The 21105-nt window shown below is 61.9% G+C and carries 20 protein-coding genes and 2 pseudogenes; 17 read left to right on the top strand and 5 right to left on the bottom strand.

The window, feature by feature from the left end; genetic code table 11:
* Window positions 1-43: 43 nt before the first annotated feature.
* From repB to BSG19_RS21205, 3 genes are all read right to left on the bottom strand, one after another.
* On the bottom strand, window positions 44-1030 hold the full coding sequence (gene repB / locus BSG19_RS21215; RefSeq protein WP_092990021.1) for a plasmid partitioning protein RepB: 987 nt from the start codon (window positions 1028-1030) through the stop codon (window positions 44-46).
* Window positions 1031-1104: 74 nt separating this feature from the next.
* Window positions 1105-2292: a plasmid partitioning protein RepA gene (gene repA, locus BSG19_RS21210; RefSeq protein WP_092990020.1), complete on the bottom strand. Its 1188-nt coding sequence runs from the start codon at window positions 2290-2292 to the stop codon at window positions 1105-1107.
* Between the two features lie 576 nt (window positions 2293-2868).
* Window positions 2869-3222, bottom strand: coding sequence for a MarR family transcriptional regulator (locus BSG19_RS21205; RefSeq protein ID WP_092990019.1), 354 nt, complete (start codon window positions 3220-3222; stop codon window positions 2869-2871).
* Between the two features lie 86 nt (window positions 3223-3308).
* Between BSG19_RS21205 and BSG19_RS21200 the strand changes: the two genes are divergently transcribed.
* Genes BSG19_RS21200 through virB11 form a run of 13 tightly spaced genes read left to right on the top strand, consistent with a single transcriptional unit; the run spans window position 3309 to window position 13528 of the window.
* Entirely contained in the window at window positions 3309-3839 is a 531-nt protein-coding gene (locus tag BSG19_RS21200) for a hypothetical protein (RefSeq protein WP_092990018.1), read from the top strand.
* 46 nt (window positions 3840-3885) lie between these two features.
* On the top strand, window positions 3886-4518 hold the full coding sequence (locus BSG19_RS21195; protein ID WP_348272151.1) for a lytic transglycosylase domain-containing protein: 633 nt from the start codon (window positions 3886-3888) through the stop codon (window positions 4516-4518).
* Window positions 4519-4545: 27 nt separating this feature from the next.
* Window positions 4546-4848 carry a TrbC/VirB2 family protein gene (locus BSG19_RS21190; protein ID WP_092990016.1) on the top strand — a complete coding sequence of 101 codons (303 nt, stop codon included), beginning with the start codon at window positions 4546-4548 and terminating at the stop codon, window positions 4846-4848.
* 3 nt (window positions 4849-4851) lie between these two features.
* Entirely contained in the window at window positions 4852-5190 is a 339-nt protein-coding gene (locus tag BSG19_RS21185) for a VirB3 family type IV secretion system protein (RefSeq protein ID WP_092990015.1), read from the top strand.
* Window positions 5183-7549, top strand: coding sequence for a VirB4 family type IV secretion/conjugal transfer ATPase (locus tag BSG19_RS21180; protein ID WP_092990014.1), 2367 nt, complete (start codon window positions 5183-5185; stop codon window positions 7547-7549). Before BSG19_RS21185 ends, BSG19_RS21180 begins: the two co-directional genes overlap by 8 nt.
* Before the next feature lie 32 nt (window positions 7550-7581).
* A complete protein-coding gene (gene virB5 / locus BSG19_RS21175) occupies window positions 7582-8253 on the top strand; it encodes a P-type DNA transfer protein VirB5 (RefSeq protein ID WP_244529374.1) in 672 nt (223 codons plus the stop codon).
* A complete protein-coding gene (locus BSG19_RS21170) occupies window positions 8250-8492 on the top strand; it encodes an EexN family lipoprotein (protein WP_092990012.1) in 243 nt (80 codons plus the stop codon). Before virB5 ends, BSG19_RS21170 begins: the two co-directional genes overlap by 4 nt.
* A 2-nt stretch (window positions 8493-8494) precedes the next feature.
* Window positions 8495-9436 (top strand): TrbL/VirB6 family protein, encoded by a 942-nt coding sequence (locus BSG19_RS21165; RefSeq protein WP_170866061.1) that lies wholly within the window; start codon window positions 8495-8497, stop codon window positions 9434-9436.
* Window positions 9437-9470: 34 nt separating this feature from the next.
* Window positions 9471-9773: a hypothetical protein gene (locus BSG19_RS26445; RefSeq protein ID WP_092990011.1), complete on the top strand. Its 303-nt coding sequence runs from the start codon at window positions 9471-9473 to the stop codon at window positions 9771-9773.
* 4 nt (window positions 9774-9777) lie between these two features.
* A complete protein-coding gene (locus tag BSG19_RS21155) occupies window positions 9778-10449 on the top strand; it encodes a VirB8 family type IV secretion system protein (protein ID WP_092990010.1) in 672 nt (223 codons plus the stop codon).
* On the top strand, window positions 10446-11306 hold the full coding sequence (virB9, locus tag BSG19_RS21150; protein WP_092990009.1) for a P-type conjugative transfer protein VirB9: 861 nt from the start codon (window positions 10446-10448) through the stop codon (window positions 11304-11306). Before BSG19_RS21155 ends, virB9 begins: the two co-directional genes overlap by 4 nt.
* 18 nt (window positions 11307-11324) lie before the next feature.
* Window positions 11325-12509: a type IV secretion system protein VirB10 gene (gene virB10, locus BSG19_RS21145; RefSeq protein ID WP_092990008.1), complete on the top strand. Its 1185-nt coding sequence runs from the start codon at window positions 11325-11327 to the stop codon at window positions 12507-12509.
* The gene (gene virB11, locus BSG19_RS21140) at window positions 12506-13528 is read left to right on the top strand and encodes a P-type DNA transfer ATPase VirB11 (RefSeq protein WP_092990007.1); all 1023 of its coding nucleotides are present in this window, start codon (window positions 12506-12508) and stop codon (window positions 13526-13528) included. Before virB10 ends, virB11 begins: the two co-directional genes overlap by 4 nt.
* Before the next feature lie 509 nt (window positions 13529-14037).
* Here virB11 and BSG19_RS21130 read toward each other — a convergent pair.
* On the bottom strand, window positions 14038-14346 hold the full coding sequence (locus tag BSG19_RS21130; protein WP_092990005.1) for an AzlD domain-containing protein: 309 nt from the start codon (window positions 14344-14346) through the stop codon (window positions 14038-14040).
* 80 nt (window positions 14347-14426) lie between these two features.
* Between BSG19_RS21130 and BSG19_RS21125 the strand changes: the two are divergent.
* Together BSG19_RS21125 and BSG19_RS21120 are read left to right on the top strand one after the other, a co-directional pair.
* Window positions 14427-15171: pseudogene (locus tag BSG19_RS21125) on the top strand (IS6 family transposase); the annotation flags it as partial.
* A 257-nt stretch (window positions 15172-15428) separates the two neighbouring features.
* Entirely contained in the window at window positions 15429-17507 is a 2079-nt protein-coding gene (locus BSG19_RS21120) for a methyl-accepting chemotaxis protein McpU (protein WP_244529363.1), read from the top strand.
* Between the two features lie 40 nt (window positions 17508-17547).
* Here the strand turns inward: BSG19_RS21120 and bluB are convergent.
* Window positions 17548-18169: pseudogene (gene bluB, locus BSG19_RS21115) on the bottom strand (5,6-dimethylbenzimidazole synthase); the annotation flags it as partial.
* A 427-nt stretch (window positions 18170-18596) separates the two neighbouring features.
* On the opposite strand from bluB, the gene BSG19_RS21110 reads away from it, so the two are divergent.
* Together BSG19_RS21110 and BSG19_RS21105 are read left to right on the top strand one after the other, a co-directional pair.
* On the top strand, window positions 18597-19853 hold the full coding sequence (locus tag BSG19_RS21110) for a glycosyltransferase family 4 protein (RefSeq protein WP_244529362.1): 1257 nt from the start codon (window positions 18597-18599) through the stop codon (window positions 19851-19853).
* Complete coding sequence (locus tag BSG19_RS21105) at window positions 19850-21067, top strand: glycosyltransferase family 4 protein (RefSeq protein WP_092990003.1); 1218 nt, start codon at window positions 19850-19852, stop codon at window positions 21065-21067. Before BSG19_RS21110 ends, BSG19_RS21105 begins: the two co-directional genes overlap by 4 nt.
* Window positions 21068-21105 lie beyond the last annotated feature (38 nt).

Here is a 21105-nt window from a genome sequence, read left to right as displayed (position 1 = left end):
GGCTTCCACGACGGCGACGTTTGGGGGCCTTTTTCTTTTGCCGTTATTTTCCTTCTGTTTCAGTTGATTTCAGAAACTCCTGATGAAGACGACCTAGGTTTTCGGCGATGAAACGACCAAACCTTGCTGCGTCGTTCGCTTTCAGCGCGATAGAGTAGCTTTTCCCGCTTCCTTTAAACTCTGCCCGTACACTCGAGTCATCTGCGCGCCACTCACTTCCATTGCTGGACCGCTTCGAAGGCTTCGTTGCATTCTTGATGCCTCGAGCTAGAAACTCAAAACGAGCGTCCGATTCGAGAGACAGGAATGCTTGATCGGAGACTAGGACCCGCGCCAGTTCAAGCGTTGTCGGTCTTTCGATCTGCTGCGCCAACTCGGTCCACCGATCACGGCCCACGGACTTCGCAGCACCAATCGCATTCGCGATTTCCGCAGGGACGCGACCTGATACCGACAGCATCCGGGTCAACATCGGCGCATCTACGGAGAGAGCGGCCTGGATCGTCGTCCGTTCGTAGGCCAATTCTACCAAGCGCTGCGCGAACATTGCGCGCTCGATGAACGACAGATTTTCTCGCGCCGAGTTTTCCTGCCCCTGCGCGATGACGTGGTCTGCGTCTGAGATAGCTTTTACGACAGCGCGGACCGGGCGTCCGAGATCCTTGGCCGCGCGGGCGCGACGGTGCCCGAAGACAATTTGGTAGCGACCTTCTGCCGTCGGGTGAGGGCGGACCTGTATCGGCGTGTCTTGTCCCCGCTCACGGATCGCGTCGAGGAGCTCGATGTAAGCGACGTCATCGATGCCCATGCGGTCTGAGACGAAGGAGGAATCCAACGCCTCGGGATCGAGCTCGATGATCGTCTCGCCTGGAACCTGTTGCGCAGCCTGTTCAACCTTGTCTCGAAGCTCGCTCAAGGAACTGATCATCGACCTCGAAGCACCATGTGTGGCGTATCCAGGGGTTGCCTTGCGCTCTGTACCTGCGTTTGACTGAGACGTTATATTCGCGAAAATGTTCTTACGAGCCATAGACCCACACTCCGGGTTTGGTCATGTTTATGATTTCTCTATGGAAAGTTGCAGTTTGTACGGATGACAACGGCTTATGCATTGCGACGCCCCCATGACTTTTGAAGTTGCTCGATTACTTCGTTGTTGACGGCGTCCATCGACTCACGGGCTCGGTCATATGTGGCAGCCGTGAACTGAGCACGCTCAACTTCATACAGGCTCTGCTTGGTCAGACCTGCGTCTGACACGGCTGTCGACTTGACCATATGATTTTTCATCATGTGCTCGGCGAACATCGACTGCATGAAGCCGACCATCTGTTGCTGCGGTATATCGGTTGGCTCGTACCGCGTGACCAGATAGCGGAACCAGTCAAGGGATACATCAACGCCGACGCCTTCGACACTTTTCAGGATTTCGCCCAACATGAGCAGGAACTGGGACATGGACATGATGTCGAGCATCTGCGGGTGCACGGTGATGAGAACCGATGTTGCTGCCGTCAGCGCAGTGAGCGTCAGATAACCAAGCTGGGGAGGGCAGTCGACAACAACGACATCGTAGTGATCGTCGACTTCTGCCAACGCGTCGCCGATACGGGTGTAGAACATCTTGCCGGCGGTCGAATCTTTTCGCTGCATAGCAATGGGTGTGTCGTACTCATACTCTTGCAGTTCAAGATTGGCTGGCACGACATCGAGGTTTGGAAAATTGGTAGGCTGGATGATGTCCTTGATCGACTTGCGCCCGTCGTCGTAACGCAACGCTTCGTAGAAGGATTTCTTCTCGTCTAACTCAGGCTGGATGCCATAAAGCGCAGTCAAGGATGCCTGAGGATCGAGATCTACAGCTAGAACCCTGTAGCCCTTCAGCGCCAGGAACTGTGCTAGGTGAGCCGACGTCGTGGTCTTACCCGAACCGCCTTTGAAATTGACGACTGCAATAACCTGCAGTTTCTCGTGAGCCTGCCGGTGCGGAACCCGATCAAGAAGCTGACGAAGTTCGTTCACCTGATCCGCGGTATAGTAGCGTCGGCCGGTCGTGGTCGTGCTTGGCTCTACGCCCTTTCCTTGGAGGTGCAGCTTCTTAAGATAGCTCTGCGAGACGCCGACGAAGTCCGCGACTTCCGCTAATGAGAATTGGCGAAGCGATTTCTGCGCGCTGGGCGGAAATTTTTCGCGCCGCAGCATGTCGAGTTTCGATGATATATCTCCGCCCTGCGCGAGGATAATATCTGCAAAACTCGACAATTTCTCCGAAGTCGCCATTTTCACGTTCATTCAGCTATTCGCCTTTAGTCACGATAATTTCCAGGAAGTAATCCAATTATCGTGACAATTGCTCGATTCCCAAATCTGGGCAAGGGATTTAAGGTTAAGACGAAGTTAAAGCGAACTTCCAGGTTCCATCGCTCAAGCCGAATTTACGATCGTTTACCGTAGGTTAGTAAGGTTTTCGTTCTTTCGCCTATTTTCCGCAAAGCGCAGATTTGCGCACGTATCTCCTCTGCCTGGCTCACTCACGCTCACTTTCTATGAGCCGGACCAGCGACTCGTTAGAATCACCCGAGGTGCAGATCTGGATATAAGCACCCGCTCAAGGAGATGATGCTTGTCCGCATGACCTTGTTCATGCGGAGATCATCATGGGGATAATGACCGTCGCGCCCGAGAAATACGGGCGGCATTGCGCTTTCCGGAGCCAATCCCAGATCCCGACAACGCACCCGGCCCTGACGCGATGCTAATCGAATCACGTTGCAACTATGCGCAACTCGCGCACACCTCGCAAGACTGTCTCTTATAAGACATTAAACGTGGTTGGTCCTTCCCCACAAAATACGTGATCGTCTCATATCAGGTGTTCTCGAAGTGGCGAAGTTTGTCGAAAATCGTCTGCGGAATATCGAACTGACGAGCTCTTCCACGCCCCAGAGAGTTCTTGATCTGGGTCTCCGTGAGCAACTTACGCTGAATCAGGAAGTCCACCGCCTCCCATATGCCCCCCCGCGTCAATCCAGTCTCCTCGATTATATTGGCAATCGTCAGCTTTTTATTCGCCAAGTGCATGTAATAAAGGACACTCATCAGTCCGATTTGCTTCAGGCGCGACGAAGCTGTCTCGTTTTTAAGGGGGTTATCCATAATTTCACGGAGGATCATGGCTGCAAAGGACAGACTGTGCCAGTGACTATCGAAACGACTTGGCATGTGTTTAAACGCCCGCTATAAGACATTCAAGCGGAAGCCTGTGGTGCAACGCAGGGGCCCGCCTTTGGTTAAAGGGTGTCGCAAACATGAAAACAGCTGTCCTCAAGACGCTTTCTCCTGTCCTTTTGACAGCGGCTTTATATCTCATTCCGACCAGTCATGCCCATGCCGACAACTGGGGTTGCGAGGTTATTCTATGCCTTTCGAACCCCGGCGGCCCGACACAGTTCGAAGCCTGCCACCCCCCGATCGAGAAGCTTTGGAGAGAACTCGCCAAGGGCCACCCGTTCCCGACCTGCGGCGGCGTCGGCTTTTCCGCATCGCAACCCGGTTACGAGCCCTACTACTGCGATACGGGATTTCGCCTGACGTCCCGCTATGGCGACCGTCGTCGGGAGGCTGCTTGCGTCTCGGTTAAGCCTCGGGAGGTCCGCAGCTCCCGATGCACTTTTGGCGACCGCGACCGGGGCGGCCAGCAATCGCTCGCCCATTGGGTCCGCGACGGTGATCGCATGGTCTGCAAGGCGACGATTACGACAGCGCCGAACCGGCGGGAGAAGCCCCGGTTCGTCGATGTGACCATCGACGGCGCTGGCAAGCAGCGCGTCTGGTTCTGACGCCATGTCCATGGCCTTCGCAGACATCGCGCTAAGTTGCGCGCCCATGATCCAGATCGAGGTCCTCGCCGCCGTCGTCAGTGTCGAGAGCGGGTTCGATCCGCTCGCCATCCGGATCAACAGCGATGTGCCACGGCTCGATCGGCCGCGGAGCAAAACTGAAGCGATCGAAATCGCCACGACGCTTGTGGCCAAAGGCCATAGCATCGATCTCGGACTCGGTGGCATCAGCACCGATGATCTTCCCCGGCTCGGGTTGTCCGTGTCCGACCTCTTCGAACCCTGCCTCAATCTCGAAGCCACGGGCACGCTCCTCGACCGCTACTACCGCGCCGCTGTTACGACGGGTGGAGACGCCGAGGCCGCGATGCTCCAGTCTTATTATGGACGAGGTGACACCGCGGTCGGCGCGATGGCCGGCTACGACCGGCGAATTGCCGAGGAGCAGCGGCGTTTGGCCGACAGACTTTCGTCGCTGACCCTCGATGACGGCGGCGGAGCAGGGAGCTTGCAGGCACGAGAGCTGGCAGCGCCAGCGTCACTTGCGCCCCAAACACCCGAAGACGTCACGATTTCAGCGGAGGCGGTGACGCCACCGGATGAACCGGTCGCGGCGTCTCAAGCCTGGGACGTGTTCGGCCAGGCCCGGCAATCCACCGTCCTGATCTTTTCTCGATAGCATCCAGTAACAGAAGGAGTGAGCCCCATGTTCAAGGGAACCCGACCGACATCATTCGCCACCGTCATGGTCACGGCTGTCCTGCTTGGACTCGTCCTGTCCGAACCTGCCTATGCGCAGGCCGCTGGCGGCATCGAGGCGACACTTCAGAACGTCGTCACACTGCTGACCGGCAATGTCGCCCGACTGCTCGCCATCATCGCCACCGTCGTCGTCGGCATCGCCTGGATGTTCGGCTATCTCGACCTGCGCAAGGCCGCCTTCGTGGTGCTCGGCATCGGCATCATCTTCGGCGCAACCGAGATCGTCAACACGATCGCCGGAGGCTGAGACATGGCGGAGAGGATCGCGCTTGAAGAGGACACGCTGTTCCTCGCCTGCACGAGGCCGGCGATGATCGCCGGCGTCACGATGGAGGCAATGGGGATCAATGTGATCCTGACGACGGTGTTGTTCATCGTCGCGGGCTCGGTCGTCTACGCACTGATCGGCGTCGTCGTCCACATCGTCTTCAAGGCCGTCGTCAAGCACGACCACAACATGTTCCGGGTTCTGCTGGCCTGGGTCGATACACGGGGCAGGGCGCGCAACGGCGCGATCTGGGGCGGCTCGACGGTGACGCCGCTCAAGCTCGCCCGCCGTTACGATGCAAGGGATCTCGGCCTTGCCTAGCACCACCGCGATCAAAGCCCGGGAACTGGAGCCAGAGACCTTCATCCCCTATGTCCGGCATGTCGACGACAGCGTCATCGCGCTCGACAGCCGCGCGCTGATGGTGATGATCGCCATCGAGGGCGTCGCCTTCGAGACCGCGGACCCTGTCGATCTCAACGCGCTGCACCGTCATCTCAACACGCTCTATCGCAATATCGCCGACGAGCGCCTGGCGCTGTGGACGCACGTCATTCGGCGGCGGGACAATGCCTTTCCGGAAGGAGCCTTCGCGAATTTCTTCTCGGCACGCCTCGATGCGCGTTACCGCGAGCGGATGATCGGCGAGGAGCTGTTTCGCAACGAGCTCGTCCTCACCCTTGTCTGGCATCCTGGCCGAGATCCCGCCGAGAAACTCGTGACCCTGATGGCGCGCCTGCGCGGCACGCACCGGCAGGGGAGGGAGCTCGACCAGGACGCGCTGAAGAAGCTGCACGATGCCGTCATCGACGTGACGGCCGGGTTGAAGCGCTTCTCGCCGCGCGTTCTGTCGCTGGTCGAGAACGACGGGATCGTCTTCTCCGAGCCGAGCGCGATCCTGCATCAGCTCGTCGGAGGCCGCCGCGAGCCCGTGCCGCTTACCGAAGGCCGCATTTCCTCGGCCATCTATTCCGACCGGGTCATCATCGGCCGCGAGACGATCGAGATCCGCCATGAGGGTATGAGCCGCTATGCCGGCATGTTCGGCTTCAAGGAATATCCGGCGCGTACCCGGCCGGGCATGCTCGACGGGCTGCTGACCGCACCTTTCGAGTTCATCCTGTCCCAGAGCTTCGCCTTCGCGTCGAAGTCGGATGCGAAAGCGATCATGGCGCGAAAGCAGAACCAGATGGTCAGCGCCGGCGACCGGGCGAGTTCGCAGCTCGACGATCTGGACGACGCCCTCGACGATCTGGAATCCAATCGCTTCGTGCTCGGCGAGCATCATCTGACGCTCGCGGTCTTCGCGACCACGGTGAAGGCGCTCACCGACAATCTCGCGAAGGCCCGCTCGCATCTGACCAATGGCGGCGCGGTCGTCGCTCGGGAGGATCTTGGGCTGGAAGCCGCCTGGTGGGCGCAGCTGCCGGGCAACTTCCGCTACCGCGCCCGCTCCGGCGCGATCACGTCGAAGAACTTCGCGGCCTTCGCCCCCTTCCACGGCTACCCCTCGGGAAGCGCCGATGGCAACGAATGGGGTCCGGCCGTCGCCATGCTGAAGACCGCGTCGGGCTCGCCGTTCTACTTCAACTTCCATCATGGCGATCTCGGCAACACTTTCGTCTGCGGCCCGTCCGGCTCGGGCAAGACCGTGATCCTCAACTTCATGCTGGCCCAGCTCCAGAAGCACGACCCGCACATGGTCTTCTTCGACAAGGACTGCGGCGCCGATCTCTTCGTGCGCGCCGCCGGCGGCACCTATCTGCCGCTGAAGAACGGCGTTCCCACCGGCTGCGCACCGCTCAAGGGCCTCGAGCTGACGCCCGCGAACCGGATCTTCCTCGCCCAATGGGTGGCCAAGCTCGTCGGTTCGCGGTCGCGCGAGCTGTCGGTCACTGAGACCCGCGATATTGCCGGCGCGATCGACGGCCTCGCCGATCTCGCGCCGGAGAACCGCACCATCGGCGCGCTGCGCAGTTTTCTCAACAACACCGATCCGGAGGGCATCGCCGCCCGTCTGCGGCGGTGGGAGAGGGGAGGGCCGCTCGGCTGGGTGTTCGACAACGAGACCGACGACATCGGCATCGGCGCAAAATTCCTCGGCTACGACATGACTGACTTCCTCGACAACGAGGAAATCCGCACGCCGTTGATGGCCTATCTTTTCCACCGCGTCGAGCAGCTGATCGACGGACGGCGGATCATCATCGTCATCGACGAGTTCTGGAAGGCGCTGGCCGACGAGGGGTTTCGCGATCTCGCGCAGAACAAGCTGAAGACGATCCGCAAGCAGAACGGGTTGATGCTGTTTGCGACCCAGAGCCCGCGCGACGCGATTGCCTCGCCGATCGCCCACACGATCATCGAGCAGTGCCCGACGCAGGTCTTCATGCCGAACCCGCGTGGCAATCGGGCCGACTATGTCGAGGGCTTCAAGCTGACGGAGACGGAGTTCGAGCTTCTGGCTCGTGAGCTGTCCGCCGACAGCCGGCGCTTCATCGTCAAGCAGGGGCACGACAGCGTCGTTGCCGAGCTGAACCTGTCCGGCTTCGACGACGAGCTCGCGATCCTGTCGGGGCGCACCGCGAATGTCGAACTTGCCGAGACCATCCGCGCCGAGGTCGGGGACCGGCCGGAGGACTGGCTGCCGCTGTTCCAGAAGAGAAGGAGTGCAAGTTGATGCGACGAACGAAGCTTTCCCTCGTTGCGGCCATGATGGTCGCGACCTTCACAGCTCCGGTCGGACCTGTTGCCGCGCAGGGCATCCCGGTCATCGACCAGGCCGCGATCCTGAAGCAGATCGAATCCATTACCCAGCTCAAGAGCCAGCTAGACGCTCTGAACCAGCAGATCAGCCAAGCCGAGCAGCTCTACGGCTCGCTGAACAAACTGACCGACATGGCCGATGTCGCGAGCCTCCTCAACCGGCCGGAGATCCGCAAGGCCCTTCCGGAAGACTTCGCCGGTATCGAGGATCTTCTGAACGGATCGGGGGAGGGCGCCTTCGGTGAAAGCGCCGCCCGGCATCTCGACGAGAACGCCACCTATCGATCGGAAGCCGAGGATTTCTACGCGAGGGAACTGACGCGGACCCAGCAGCGCAATGCCGGGCAGATCACGCTTGGCGAGCAGATCTACGATGCGGCCACCAAACGCATCGACGGCATCGACCAGCTTCGCCAGAAGATCGGAACGGCAGGCGACGCCAAGGAGATCGCCGACCTTCAGGCCCGTCTTCAGGCGGAGAGCGCCTTCCTGCAGACGGACGTCCTGCGCATGCAGGGCCTGCAGATGATGCAGCAGGCGCAGGCCCAGGTGGACGAACAGCGCAAGGCCGAGGATTGGCGCAAGCGCATGGACACAATGGGAGCGGCGTTCAAATGAGAACGTCCACCGCCATCGTCATGCTCGCCCTGGGGCTCGCCGGATGCTCGGAGGCAACGCCGCCGGAGCGGGTCTACACGGTCGACGAACTCGTTGCTGACCAGACGCTGCTCGCCGATCAGATCGCCAAATGCCGGAACAATCCTGGCACGCTGCGCGACACGCCCAACTGCCGCAACGCCGAGGCCGCCGACGGAAAGTCGCGGCTGGAGCGCATGCGCAAGGCGCTCGAGGGATAGCGATGTACACCGTCTTCGCCTTCCTCGACGACCAGTTCCGAACGCCGCTGGAGACGTTCGTCTCGACCGGCACCTCGAACATCGCCGCCTGGATCGCGGGACCGCTCACCGTCGCACTGACGCTCTATGTCGTCCTCTACGGCTTCCTGATCCTGAAAGGCTCGATCAGCGAGCCGATCATGGACTTCGCCTTTCGCGCCATCAAGCTCGCCATCATCCTGATGCTCGTGCGCAATGCCAGCGACTACCAGACCTACGTCACCGATCTCTTCTTCGAGAGCCTGCCGCGCGAGATCTCGACCGCGCTGAACGCGGGCACGGCCCCGAGCGCCAGCACCTTCGACGGTCTCCTCGACAAGGGCCAGAAGTCGGCCCACGACATCTGGTCGCGCGGCTCCTGGCCGGTCGACATCGTGACGGGCTTTGGCGGCATGCTGGTGATCGGGGCGAGCTTCGTCGTCGCCGCCATCGGCTACATCGTCTCGCTCTATGCGCGACTGGCGCTCGCCATCGTACTCGCGATCGGCCCGATCTTCGTCGCGCTCGCCATGTTCCAGGCGACGCGTCGGTTCACCGAGGCCTGGCTCGGGCAGCTCGTCAACTTCGTCCTCCTTCAGGTTCTAGTCGTCGCCGTGGGTTCGCTGCTGATCTCCAGCATCGACACGACCTTCACCGCGATCGAGGCCTATAGCGACGTGCTGATGCGGCCGATCGCGCTCTGCGCCATCTGCCTTTCCGCCCTCTACGTCTTCTACCAGCTGCCGGGCATCGCCTCGGCGCTCGCCGCCGGCGGTGCGTCGCTGACCTACGGCTACGGCACGGCGCGCGATGCCCATCAGGGTTCGATCGCCCGCGGCGCGGTTCTGGCGGGCCGTGGCACGGTCGCCGCCGGTCGCGGAGCCCGTGCGGCCGTCCGTAAACTTCTCACCAGGGGGGTCGCCTGACCCCATGCCCGCAGTTCGGAGTCCAGAGTTCTTCATGCCGTTTCAAAAACTACTTTTCGTCTGCACCGCATCGATCCTCACCGGCTGCGCGTCGCTCTCCTATCCACTTCCCAAATGCGACGGCGCCGCCAAGCGACCTCTCAACCGATCCATGTGGCAATGGCAGGAGGAGAGGGCAGGGGTCGCCCGCCAAACTGCGGAGCCAGCACAAATGACCCCGGGCGCTGCTATCACGCCCCTCAACTATGCAAAGACAGTGACGGCACGGGCGGCCGACCTTCCGGCCTTTGCCTCATTCGACGAGGCGGGCTCGCGCCGCGCCTGCAGGGCGGGGTAGGGCGATGATCACCTCCGACACCCTCAAGAGCTATTTCGACAAGGCTCGCCGCTATGACCAGGACCGGCTTCTGCGCGTCGAGCGCTCGGCGCGGATCGCATGGTGCATCGCGACCGCCGCCAGCGTCGTCGCGGCGCTCGCCGTCTTCTCGGTGGCGGCGCTCACGCCGCTGAAGACGGTGGAGCCCTTCGTGATCCGCGTCGACAACTCCACCGGTATCGTCGATGTCGTCTCGGCGCTCACCTCGACGGCCGGGTCCTATGACGAGGCGGTAACCAAATACTTCGCCGCCCGCTATGTCCGGGCGCGCGAGGGTTACGTCCAGTCGGAGGCCGAGGAGAACTTCAGGACCGTCTCGCTGCTGTCGAGTGCGGCCGAGCAGACCCGCTTCGCTAACCTCTACAGCGGCAGCAACCCGGACTCGCCGCAGAACCTTTATGGCCGTAACGCGACTTCAGAGATCACGGTGAAATCGATCTCGCTGATCTCCGCGGACGTCGTCTCCGTCCGCTACATCCGCACTGTCGCGCGCGGCGAGGAGACCACGATGACCCATTGGGTCGCGACGCTCACCTATGCCTATACCAATGCCCCGATGTCCTCGACGGACCGCCTGACGAACCCGCTCGGCTTCGTCGTCAGCGAATACCGGGCCGATCCGGAGGTCACGCAATGAGGCAAAAACCGATCATCATCGCGGCGCTTGCAGCCGTCCTCCTAGCAGGACCGGCGCATGCCCTTGAAGTTCCCCGCGGCGCCGACGGCGACAGCCGCGTGCGCTTTGTCAACTACCAGCCCTACGACATCACCCGCATCGTCGGCTCGCTGCGCTCGTCCGTGCAGGTCGAGTTCTCCCCCGACGAGGAGATCGCCCATGTGGCGCTCGGCAACACGGTGGCCTGGGAGGTCGCCCCCGCCGGCAACATCCTCTTCCTCAAACCGCGCGAGAACCAACCGGTCACCAACATATCCGTCGTCACGACGCGCCGTGACGGCTCCAAGCGCAGCTACCAGATGGAGCTGATGGTCCGGGAGGGCTCGGTCGAAGCCGGGCAGAACACCTACTTCTACGTCAAATACCGCTATCCCGCCGACGAGGCTGCGCAAAAGCGGCTGGCGTCAGCCGCGCGTGCGGAGGCCGCGAAAGCCGGCAAGGCGGACGCTGTGCTCGGGATCCACGAGCAGTACGGGCCGCGCAACTGGCGCTATGCCGCGCAGGGCTCCGTCGCGATCGAGCCGCAGGCGGTCTACGATAACGGCAAGATCACCACCTTCGCCTTCTCCGGAAACCAGGAGATGCCGGCGATCTACATCGAGAACAGCGACGGCGTAGAGACGCTCGTGCCGAAATCCGTGACCGGCGATCTCGTGCTCGTCCACGCCGTCAGCCAAAAGTTCATCCTGCGTCGCGGCGGCGATATACTCTGCATCTTCAACGAGGCCTGGTCGCCGACCGGCATCAACCCCGGAACCAACACGACGTCGCCTTCGGTCGAGCGGGTTGTCGCCCTGCCGTCAGCGGCACGGCGATAGGGAAGGGGAGGGACAACCATGGCTGAACAGACCGAAACCACGATCAACGGCGAGCGCGCGGAGACGCCGACCGCACGCCCGGCCGAGAACAAGTTGGCGAAACGAGGGCTCGTGGTTCTCGCCGTTGTCGCCTTCATGGGCTTTGCGGCGTGGTCGATGCGCCCAGGCGCTCCGAAGACCGACGAGGCGCCGCCCGAGCGGGTCGTCCAGCGCCAGACCCGCGACTTCGAACCGGCAAAGCCGGAACCGGCGCCGGTTACTCCGGCCGCGCTACCCGTTCCGCTACCGACGCCGATGGAGGAACCGCAGTCCGCCCCCGTCACCGACGAACTGCTGGACTCGGCACGCCGCGCTCCAGTCATGGCCTTCGGCGGAGGCAGTGCGGGCAGTTCGTCTAGACGGGATGCGGCGCCGACGGACGCCGACGGAAGCGCAGACAGTGCCTTCCAGCCGTTTCCAGCTGCGGGCTTCGGCGGCGAGGCGCGAGGCGAGAACGAGGACCAGCGCTTCAACCGCATGCTGACGCCGACGCAGCTGGAGGGCTCGCGCGCCGGCCACCTCGGCAACCGCAACTTCATCGTCGCCATGGGCACTTCGATCCCCTGCGTGCTCGAGACGGCCATGGCCTCCGACCAGCCCGGCTTCGTCAGCTGCGTTACCAACCGCGACATTCTTTCCGACAACGGTCGCGTCGTGCTGATGGAGAAAGGCACCCAGATCGTCGGCGAGTATCGCGGCGGCCTGCGCCGTGGTCAGAACCGGCTGTTCGTCCTGTGGAACCGGGCGAAGACCCCGACCGGCGTCATCGTCACACTCGCCTCGCCGGCTACCGATCCGCTCGGCCGCGCCGGCTTTGACGGTCATGTCGATACCCACTGGTGGGAGCGGTTTGGCAGCGCGCTCCTTCTGTCGATCGTCGGGGACGCCACATCCGTTCTGTCGCAGCAGCTGCAGGACCAGGATATCGACATGGAAGGGACAACGAGCGCGGGCAAGGATGCCGCGGGCATCGCCGTCGAGCAGTCGATCAACATCCCGCCGACGCTGAACAAGCACCAGGGATCACTTGTCTCGATCTTCGTCGCCCGCGATCTCGACTTCTCCGGTATCTACCGCCTTCGCGTCATCGAACCGCGCAACACGATCTACGACCGCGCGGTCTCGGGCGACTTCAGCCGTCATTCCGACCTCGTGACCAAGTGACCGGTGGCGCCGCTTCCGACGTCGGCGTCGTCCGACAGCTGCTCGCGCCGCTGTCCGCGTTCCTGAACGATCCGTCGCTCTACGAGATCGTCGTCAACCGGCCGGGCGAGGTTCTGACCGAGGGCGCCGGAGGGTGGACGCGCCACGAGGTGCCGGAGCTCACCTTCGACAGGCTGATGCGGCTTGCGCGGGCGGTGGCCAGCCACTCCCACCAGGCCATCGATGAGGCGCATCCGCTTCTGTCTGCCACCCTTCTGGACGAGGAGCGCATCCAGATCGTCATCCCGCCGGCGGTGACCAAGGGGACCGTCAGTCTCACGCTCAGAAAACCTTCTTCGGTCTCCCTCAGCCTCAGCGAGCTCGACGATGCCGGTCTGTTCTCTGACGTCGCGCCCATGACCTCCGAGATCGCCAGAGACGACGCGGAACTCCGCGATCTTCACCAATCAGGCCGGATCGCCGCCTTCCTCGAAAAGGCCGTGCTGGCGCGCAAGAACATCATCATCTCCGGGGCGACCGGCTCCGGCAAGACGACGCTGTCGAAGGCCCTGATCCAGCACATCCCGACTTCCGAGCGGATCATCACCATTGAGGACACGCCGGAGCTTGTCGTGCCCCAGCCCAACCACGTCCGGCTGTTCTACTCCAAGGGCGGGCAGGGGCTGTCGAAGGTCGGGCCGAAGGACCTGCTGGAGTCCTGCCTGCGCATGCGACCGGACCGCATCCTCCTGCAGGAACTGCGCGACGGCACGGCATTCTACTACATTCGCAACGTGAACTCTGGCCATCCCGGCTCGATCACCACCGTCCATGCGGACTCCGCTCGGCTCGCGTTCGAACAGCTAACGCTTCTGGTGAAGGAGTCCGAAGGTGGGCGCGATCTCGCGCGCGCCGACATTCGAGGCCTTCTGACGGAGCTGGTCGATATCGTGGTTCAGTGCAAGCGCGTCGGCGGGCGCTTCAAAGTCGCTGAAGTCGCCTTCGATCCCTCTCGTGAACGCACGGGAATACGTACCTGACCGCAACTCACTGAAAGGCCCACGAGAACGATGGCATAATCCAGCTTCAAGGCATCACGGGCGCTGAAGCGCTTAGCAAGCGCGGACCGTGATCACACAAACTCTCGGAAGTGCATCCAGGAAAATTGCTCACGTTGCCAGACGAAATGTTGTGGCCCCGACAAGTGGTCGAGAAAGATGACGGCCAGGATCGCCTGGATGCCATCGCACATCATGAGATTGTCCGCTTCGACCGAGACGAATGACACCTCTCCGGAAATCCGCGTTTCCCCTCGCCGCATGCGAACCTGATGCGATAACCCATCTCGTTAATGTCGACAGCGTCGGCTATCGATGGGATCAATTTCTGAAACCGATCAAGCAAAAGATCGGTGTTTCGACAATTCAGTTCGGCAACAAACATCACGCCTTCGATCATAGCGCCTGACTGTCGGTTGGAGGGAGGTTGGATACGGAGCCAGACGAAGCACGAACCGTTAGCGAGGATTGCTTTAAGCTCACGCTTCGGCTTACAGAATGAGGCTGAAACCCATGAAGCCGGCGACGCCGACGAAAAGCGTCAGGAACCGGCTGCGCGAGATCAGACCGACGATCCCGGCTGCCACGGCAGAAACCAGCGCGATGCTGATGCCGGGCGGCGCGATTTCCGGGTCGGCGAGCAGATCGGCGATGATCAGGGCGGTCATGATAGCAACCGGGTTGAAGGCGAGCCAGCGCCTGACCAGGATTGGCATCTCGAAACGGGACAGGAACAGGATCGGAAGCGAGCGGACGGCGATGGTGACAAGCGCGTAGCCCCGATGACGGCGATCATCGATATGTTCATTCGGGCTTGTCGCAAATTTCTGCGCTCAACGGTATGTTAACCGTCGGAAGAGAAGTTTCCGCTCCGGATGTTGTGGAGCGTGCCGATGTTTGTGAATGCCATTCCGAAAAGCTAAAACGCCAGTCGAAGGACGATTTCAAGGGACGGCATTTCGAGGCATGGCTGATTGTGCAGGCGGTGAGCTGGTACCTGCGATATCCACTCAGCTATCGGGATCTGGAGGAGGATGTTCCGAGAGCGTGGGTTCGAGGCCGACCACAGGACAATCAATCGTTGGGTCCTGGCGTATGCGCCTATGATCAGAAATCGGCTTCGCCAGTTTCGGCGGCCGCATCGTGGATCGGTCCAGATTGACGAAACCTACGTCAAGATACGCGGCAAGTGGCGCTATGTATACCGGGCCATCGGGCAACCCGGTGCATTTCCTGCTGATCGCAAAGCGCGATCTCGACGCAGCCAAGCGTTTCTTTCGCAAGATGCTGAAAGATCGGCCCCTGCTGGCGCCGAGCAAGATAGGCACCGATGGCGCCAATACATTTCCCTCGGCAATCAAAGCGTCGATTGAAGACGGGCTTCTACAGGCCGATCCCGTGCATTACGTCACCAAGCATTTACAGCAAGGCGTTGAGCGTGACCATTTCCGTGTGAAGAAAAACATGCCGAAGATCTGCGGCTTTCAATCCTTCAACACCGCGCGACGAACGATTGCTGATTTCGAGGCATGCTGTGGCTGAGAAGAGGCTTCGGCTTTTCCGGTGGCTGGACCGTCAATGATCAGAACGATTTGCTTGCGCGCTTCTTCGACTTACAAAGGTTAAAAAATCGCGAAAATGGCATCAGTCAAGAGAGAGCCTCAGCCTCTGAGGAAGCTTGCGACAAGCCGGATTCCCTATCGATGAATCCGGTAGATCCGCTTAACCGAAGTTTAAGCCTGCTTCGTTACTTTGTGCTTACCTTAGAGGTCTTTAAACCTCCTCCGGAGGCAGCATGAAGCTGGCCTGTTCCCGCCTGAACGGCATGTCGCTGCTGCGCCAGAAGTTGAGAACCTGACAAGTGTCCCAGAAATCGAATTTGATGACGCGCATTCTTCTCGCCGCGTCTGTCGTCGTTGCCAGCTCTCTTGCCGGCTTCTCCTATTATATCGATACGCTCCAGCGTGCTTCGACCACGCGCGCCGTCGAGGAGAACATCGCCTTCTCCGGCAAACAGGCCGCGCAGAGTGTCGCCAACTGGCTGAACGGCCGCGTGACGCTGACCGCCATGGCAGCCAATGCCGCCGCAGGCACAACCGATACGGCGGGTATCAGGAGCGTGTTGAAGAACGATGTTCTCGTCCGGGAATTCCTGTCGACCTATGTCGGCGACGAGGCGGGAACATTCACCATGTGGCCCGACTCCGCCATGCCGGCCGGTTACGATCCGCGCCAGCGGCCCTGGTACAAGGGCGCCGTTGCAGCAAAAGGCGACGTTCTGACCGACCCGTACATCGACGCCGCAAGTGGCGACCTCATCATCAGCGCGGCGGTTCCCATCCTCCGGAACGGCGCCGTTTCCGGCGTTGCGGGAAGCGATTTCTCGCTGAAGACGCTGGTCTCCATGATCACGTCGGTCGACGTCGGTCAGGGCGGCTTTGCGTTTCTCGTCAACAAATCCGGCCAGATCCTGGTGCATCCCGATGCAAAGCTCGTGACGAAGTCGCTGGCCGATGCCTTTCCCGTCGCGACGCCGTCCATCGGCAGCGGCATCATGAAAACCGAGCTGGCCGACAGGCCGATGCTGGTCAGCTTCGTGCCGGTTGCCGGCTTGCCGACAGTCGAGTGGTATGTCGGCTTCGCGCTCGACAGCGATCTGGTCTATGCCGCCATCGGACAGTTTCGGATTGCCGCCACCGTCGCCACAGTGCTGGCGGTCGGCGCGATGATCGTGTTCCTTGCAAGCCTCCTCAGCCGCCTCGTCATCCGTCCTGTCACGGATATGACGCGCGCCATGGAGAGCCTTGCTGCCGGCGACCTCAAGGCGGATATTCCCGGACGGGAGCGTCGCGACCAGATCGGATCCATGGCCGCCGCCGTCGAGGTATTCCGCAGAAATGCCATCGACCGCGTGCGCCTGGAAGCCGAGGCCGACAGCGTGCGTTCGCTGTCGGAGCGGGAACAGCGGGACCGCGAAGCGGCGAAGGAAAAGGAAACCGCGGATATCCAGCATGCCGTCGAACAGCTTGCTCTGGGTCTCGGCCGGCTTTCGGATGGCGATCTCGGCTACCGTATCTCCACACCCTTCGTGCTTCACCTCGACCGGTTGCGCAGCGACTTCAACCACTCGGTCGCCAAGCTGCACGACGCGCTTCAGGCCGTCGGCACCAACGCCCGCGCCATAGACGCCGGCGCCAGCGAAATCCGTGTTGCCGCCGACGATCTGGCACGCCGGACCGAACAGCAGGCGGCCTCCGTGGAGCAGACGGCGGCCGCTTTGGAGGAGATCACCACCACGGTTCGCGACAGCGCACATCGTGCCGAAGAGGTCGGCCAGCTCGTCGCCCGCGCCCGTGCGGGAGCCGAGAAATCCGGCGAGGTCGTTAGCAAGGCGGTCGATGCGATGCAGGGCATCGAAACCTCGTCCGGTGAAATCGGCAACATCATCGGCGTCATCGACGATATCGCCTTCCAGACCAACCTGCTGGCGCTCAATGCCGGCGTCGAGGCGGCGCGGGCAGGGGAGGCCGGCAAGGGCTTCGCCGTCGTCGCCCAGGAAGTGCGCGAACTTGCCCAGCGGTCCGCGAATGCCGCCAAGGAAATTAAGGTGCTGATCAACACGTCGAGCGAGCAGGTGCGCGCCGGTGTGGCGCTGGTCGGCGAGACCGGCCAGCAGTTGCAGCGGATCGCGGGACAGGTGCAGGACATCAACATCCACATCGCTGCCATCGTCACGGCCAGCCGCGAACAATCGACAGGCCTTCAGGAGATCAACACCGCCGTCAACACGATGGATCAGGGCACGCAGCAGAACGCTGCCATGGTGGAAGAGCAGACGGCGGCAAGCCACGGCCTGGCAGCGGAAGCCGCCGCGCTAAACGATCTTCTTTCACAGTTCAACCTTGGCGAGGACGACACGCAGATGCGGCGGCCAGCGCCGGGCAAACGCAGGGCCGCCTGACAGGCGGCTTGCATCCGCCTTGACGCCGGAAGATCGTGCTTTCGGCGGATGCGCGATGCTCCCACCCGGCGCGCTCTAGCGCCGGGCAGTCGTCTTCTGTCGCGGGACGACCGAGGCAGAAATAGCCGATGAAATGCCACGGTTCGGGCACATCGAGTATCGCCGTGATGCGGACGGGATCGAGGATCGGCAGCCAGCCGAGGCCAAGCCCCTGCGCGCGGGCCGCCAGCCACAGCGTGTGCACGGCCAGAACCACGGGATAATCGAGGGTTTCAGGCATGGTGGCGCGTCCGAGCCCGTGCCCCTGGCGCGCATCCCGGTCACAGAATACGGCGAACTGGCAGGGCGCGGCATCGAGCCCCGCAAGATTGAGCCGGGCATATTGTGCCGCCCGCTCCGCGCGAAGAGCCCGAAAGCGCTGTCGCATTGCAGGTCTCGAAGATACGACGAATGCCGGTCTTCGGTTCCGCCCGCTCGACCAGCACGAACCGCCATGGTTGGCTGCGACCGACGGACGGCGCGAAGCAGGCGATATCGATCAGCCGCTCGACCGTTCCCGGCTCCAGCGGATCGGTGCGACATTGCCGGACATCCCGTCGCCATGTCAGGACATCGAGGAGCCCCGCACCGAAATCCTTGCCGAAAACCACCCGTTCCTTCATCCAGCTAGCCCTTGCATCAACAGCCGACTGCGGATCAGCAAAGACAGGTCATAACCGGTCGCCGGCCGCGATGTCCATGCGGGCATGCCGACCGGGCGGTCCTCGCCTCACTCGGGGTTGCAGGCACGCGATCCGGTGCTTCTCGACGGTATGGTCCCATCAAGCACGTCTGAGCTCTGGTGCATTCAAGGCTTTGAATTTCTTCAGCCTGGAAACGAGAGGCACCGATGTACGGATATTTCCAGCGTGCGGCCGTACTTGCCGCGCGAACCGGGCCTCTCGGTGAGAAACCGTACCGACACCGCATGCTGCACGCGAAGCCGTACATGCACCGAAGAGGCAGCCTCTACCGCTTTCGATCATATTGCGGTCTTCACCGTCCTGATGCTGATATGCCCGCGAAAATGACAAGGCGGGGGAGAGTGCAGTGAAGGTCGTCTTCGCAAACCGGTATTTCTACCCGGACCAGTCGGCGACCAGCCGGATGGTGTCATCCGTTGCCTTCGGTCTGGCAAAACGGGGCTTCGATGTCGCTGTGATTGCGAGCCGCGACATCCATAACCGGCGCGATATCGTGCTTCCCGCCGAGGAGATCGTCTCCGGCGTGAAAATCCGGAGAGTGTCGACCACGCGCTTCGGACGCCAGAACCTTATGGGCAGAGGCATCGACTACCTGCTCTACCATATCATGACCTTCTTCTGGATTGTCACCAATGTTTCGGCAGGCGACATCGCCGTGGTGTGCACCGATCCTCCCCTGCTGTCCGTGACCAGCGGCCTCGCGCTCAGGCTGAAAAACGCCACGATGGTCAACTGGATCATGGATCTGTTTCCTGAAACCGCCATCGAACTCGGCTACTTCTCCCGCCTGAAGCGTCTTGCTGGGCCCACGGTCGCCTTGCGCAACTGGTCCCTGCGGACGCGGGGGATCTGCGTGTGCCCGACGGGAACGATGGCGGATTATATCCTTCGCCAGGGGTTGCCGCGAGATCGGGTGGTTGCGATGCATCACTGGTCGGACGGCGAGGAAATTCGCCCGGTCGAGCCGGCCCGCAACAGCCTGCGCACCGAATGGGGTCTTGGTGGCACATTCGTGGTGGGCTATTCCGGAAATTTCGGTCGGGCGCATGACTTTGAGACCGTTCTCGGGGCGGCAGAGCGGTATCGCGCCGATGAAACGATCCGCTTTCTCATGATCGGCGGCGGTCACCAGCATGCAATGGTCACGGTCCGTGCCCGAAAGGAAGATCTGCGCAACGTCGTCTTTCATCCGCTGCAACCGATCGACAAGCTGTCCGAAAGCCTTGGCGCGGCCGATGTTCACCTGGTTTCGCTTCTCCCGAAGCTTGAGCATTGCATCGTGCCGAGCAAGCTCTACGGCATTCTTGCAGCGGGACGCCCGACGATCTTCATCGGCGATGAGGATGGCGAAGTGGCGCGTATCATCGCCAGAGCGGGGTGCGGCCTGCATGTCGCCATCGGCGATATCGAGGGGCTGACGAGGGCCATTTCATACCTTGCCGGAAACCCGGAGATCTGCCGGTCCATGGGCCAGCGGGCGCGCCAGCTTCTGGCGACCGATTATTCGCGCGATGGCGCCATCGATGCCTGGTCAGGGTTGATCTCGACGCTTGCACAGGAAACCCCTTCCGTCGCGGTCCTCAGTCAGGGTGTGTCGTCATGAACGATAAAGTCGTCGTCAGCCAGTTGGGTGCCCGCATGCACTATGCCGTTCCGAAGATCTTCGGCTCACGGGGAAGGCTTGCGCACTTCTACACCGATATCTGCGCCACCAAAGGCTGGCCGCGCATCCTGACGGCGCTGCCGCAAAAGGCGCTGCCGGCATCCATCAGGCGGCTTGCCGGCCGGCGCACGAACGGTGTACCGAGCGACCTGATCACCGTCTTCCCCGGCTTCGGCATCCGCTCCGCGCTCCGCCGCATGATATCGAAAGACGTCGTCAGCGAGACGTCTCACGCCTTATGGGCAGGCGCGCGGTTTTCGCATCTGGTCGCGGATCGCGGCTTTCATGGCGCAGCAGGGCTTTATGCCTTCAGCGGCGATGCGCTGGAACAGATGCAGGCGGCGCGGAAACAGGGGCTCTGGACGGCCGTCGAGCAGATGATCGCGCCGCGTGACGTGGTGGAGAGGCTGATCGACGCGGAGGTCGAGCGTTTTCCCAAATGGGCCGGCCCGCAAGCCAGCAATGCCTTCGCCTCCGTCTTTGCCGAGCGCGAAAAAGCCGAATGGGCCATTGCGGACGCCATCGTCTGCCCTTCACGCTTCGTGCGGGACCATGTGGTTGCCTGCGGCGGCCCGGCCGAGCGCTGCGTCGTCGTACCCTACGGGGTCAATGCACCCGTCGCGGCAGAGCGTACGCACCGCATGCCCGGCCCGCTCCGCGTCCTCACGGTCGGGGAAGTCGGCCTGCGCAAGGGCTCGCCCTATGTGGTTGAGGCCGCGAGGCTTTCACAAGGCTCGGCCTTGTTTCGCATGGTGGGCCGAACCTTCCTGTCGGACGAGATCCAGAGGGAGATTTCGCAATGGGTGACCTTGAGGGGCATCGTGCCGCGTGCCGAAATCGGAGCGGAGCTTCGCTGGGCGGATGTCTTCCTCCTGCCCTCGATCTGCGAGGGGTCGGCAACGTCGGTCTACGAGGCGCTGGCGGCCGGTCTGCCGGTGATAACCACGGAGAATACCGGCAGCGTCGTGCGGGACGGCGTCGAGGGCTTCATCGTTCCAACGGGTGATGCGGTTGCGATCGCTCTTGCCGTCGAACGTCTTTCACAGGATCCGCAATTGCGGGCCGACATGTCGCGCAATGCCCTGAGCCGGGCCGCGGAATTCACCGTGGAGCAATATGGAACGCGCCTGCTGGCCGCACTTTCGCAACTGTAGGCCTCAACATCGGGATGCCCTCCCGAACAGCAAACAGG

The sequence above is a fragment of the Rhizobium sp. NFR03 genome (genome assembly GCF_900111275.1).
Taxonomy (GTDB): Bacteria; Pseudomonadota; Alphaproteobacteria; order Rhizobiales; family Rhizobiaceae; genus Ferranicluibacter.
The sequence above is the reverse complement of the archived record's forward strand: the minus strand, read 5'-3'. Positions and strand labels throughout refer to the sequence as shown.

Excerpts from the sequence above, each read along its gene's own strand:
- virB5 (WP_244529374.1), top strand. The coding sequence starts at position 7,582 with ATGATGGTCGCGACCTTCACAGCTCCGGTCGGACCTGTTGCCGCGCAG.
- BSG19_RS21205 (WP_092990019.1), bottom strand. The coding sequence starts at position 3,222 with ATGCCAAGTCGTTTCGATAGTCACTGGCACAGTCTGTCCTTTGCAGCC.
- BSG19_RS21120 (WP_244529363.1), top strand. The coding sequence starts at position 15,429 with ATGACGCGCATTCTTCTCGCCGCGTCTGTCGTCGTTGCCAGCTCTCTT.
- virB9 (WP_092990009.1), top strand. The coding sequence starts at position 10,446 with ATGAGGCAAAAACCGATCATCATCGCGGCGCTTGCAGCCGTCCTCCTA.
- BSG19_RS21105 (WP_092990003.1), top strand. The coding sequence starts at position 19,850 with ATGAACGATAAAGTCGTCGTCAGCCAGTTGGGTGCCCGCATGCACTAT.
- BSG19_RS21170 (WP_092990012.1), top strand. The coding sequence starts at position 8,250 with ATGAGAACGTCCACCGCCATCGTCATGCTCGCCCTGGGGCTCGCCGGA.
- BSG19_RS21190 (WP_092990016.1), top strand. The coding sequence starts at position 4,546 with ATGTTCAAGGGAACCCGACCGACATCATTCGCCACCGTCATGGTCACG.
- BSG19_RS21165 (WP_170866061.1), top strand. The coding sequence starts at position 8,495 with ATGTACACCGTCTTCGCCTTCCTCGACGACCAGTTCCGAACGCCGCTG.
- BSG19_RS21200 (WP_092990018.1), top strand. The coding sequence starts at position 3,309 with ATGAAAACAGCTGTCCTCAAGACGCTTTCTCCTGTCCTTTTGACAGCG.
- repA (WP_092990020.1), bottom strand. The coding sequence starts at position 2,292 with ATGAACGTGAAAATGGCGACTTCGGAGAAATTGTCGAGTTTTGCAGAT.
- repB (WP_092990021.1), bottom strand. The coding sequence starts at position 1,030 with ATGGCTCGTAAGAACATTTTCGCGAATATAACGTCTCAGTCAAACGCA.
- virB10 (WP_092990008.1), top strand. The coding sequence starts at position 11,325 with ATGGCTGAACAGACCGAAACCACGATCAACGGCGAGCGCGCGGAGACG.
- BSG19_RS26445 (WP_092990011.1), top strand. The coding sequence starts at position 9,471 with ATGCCGTTTCAAAAACTACTTTTCGTCTGCACCGCATCGATCCTCACC.
- BSG19_RS21185 (WP_092990015.1), top strand. The coding sequence starts at position 4,852 with ATGGCGGAGAGGATCGCGCTTGAAGAGGACACGCTGTTCCTCGCCTGC.
- BSG19_RS21195 (WP_348272151.1), top strand. The coding sequence starts at position 3,886 with ATGATCCAGATCGAGGTCCTCGCCGCCGTCGTCAGTGTCGAGAGCGGG.
- BSG19_RS21155 (WP_092990010.1), top strand. The coding sequence starts at position 9,778 with ATGATCACCTCCGACACCCTCAAGAGCTATTTCGACAAGGCTCGCCGC.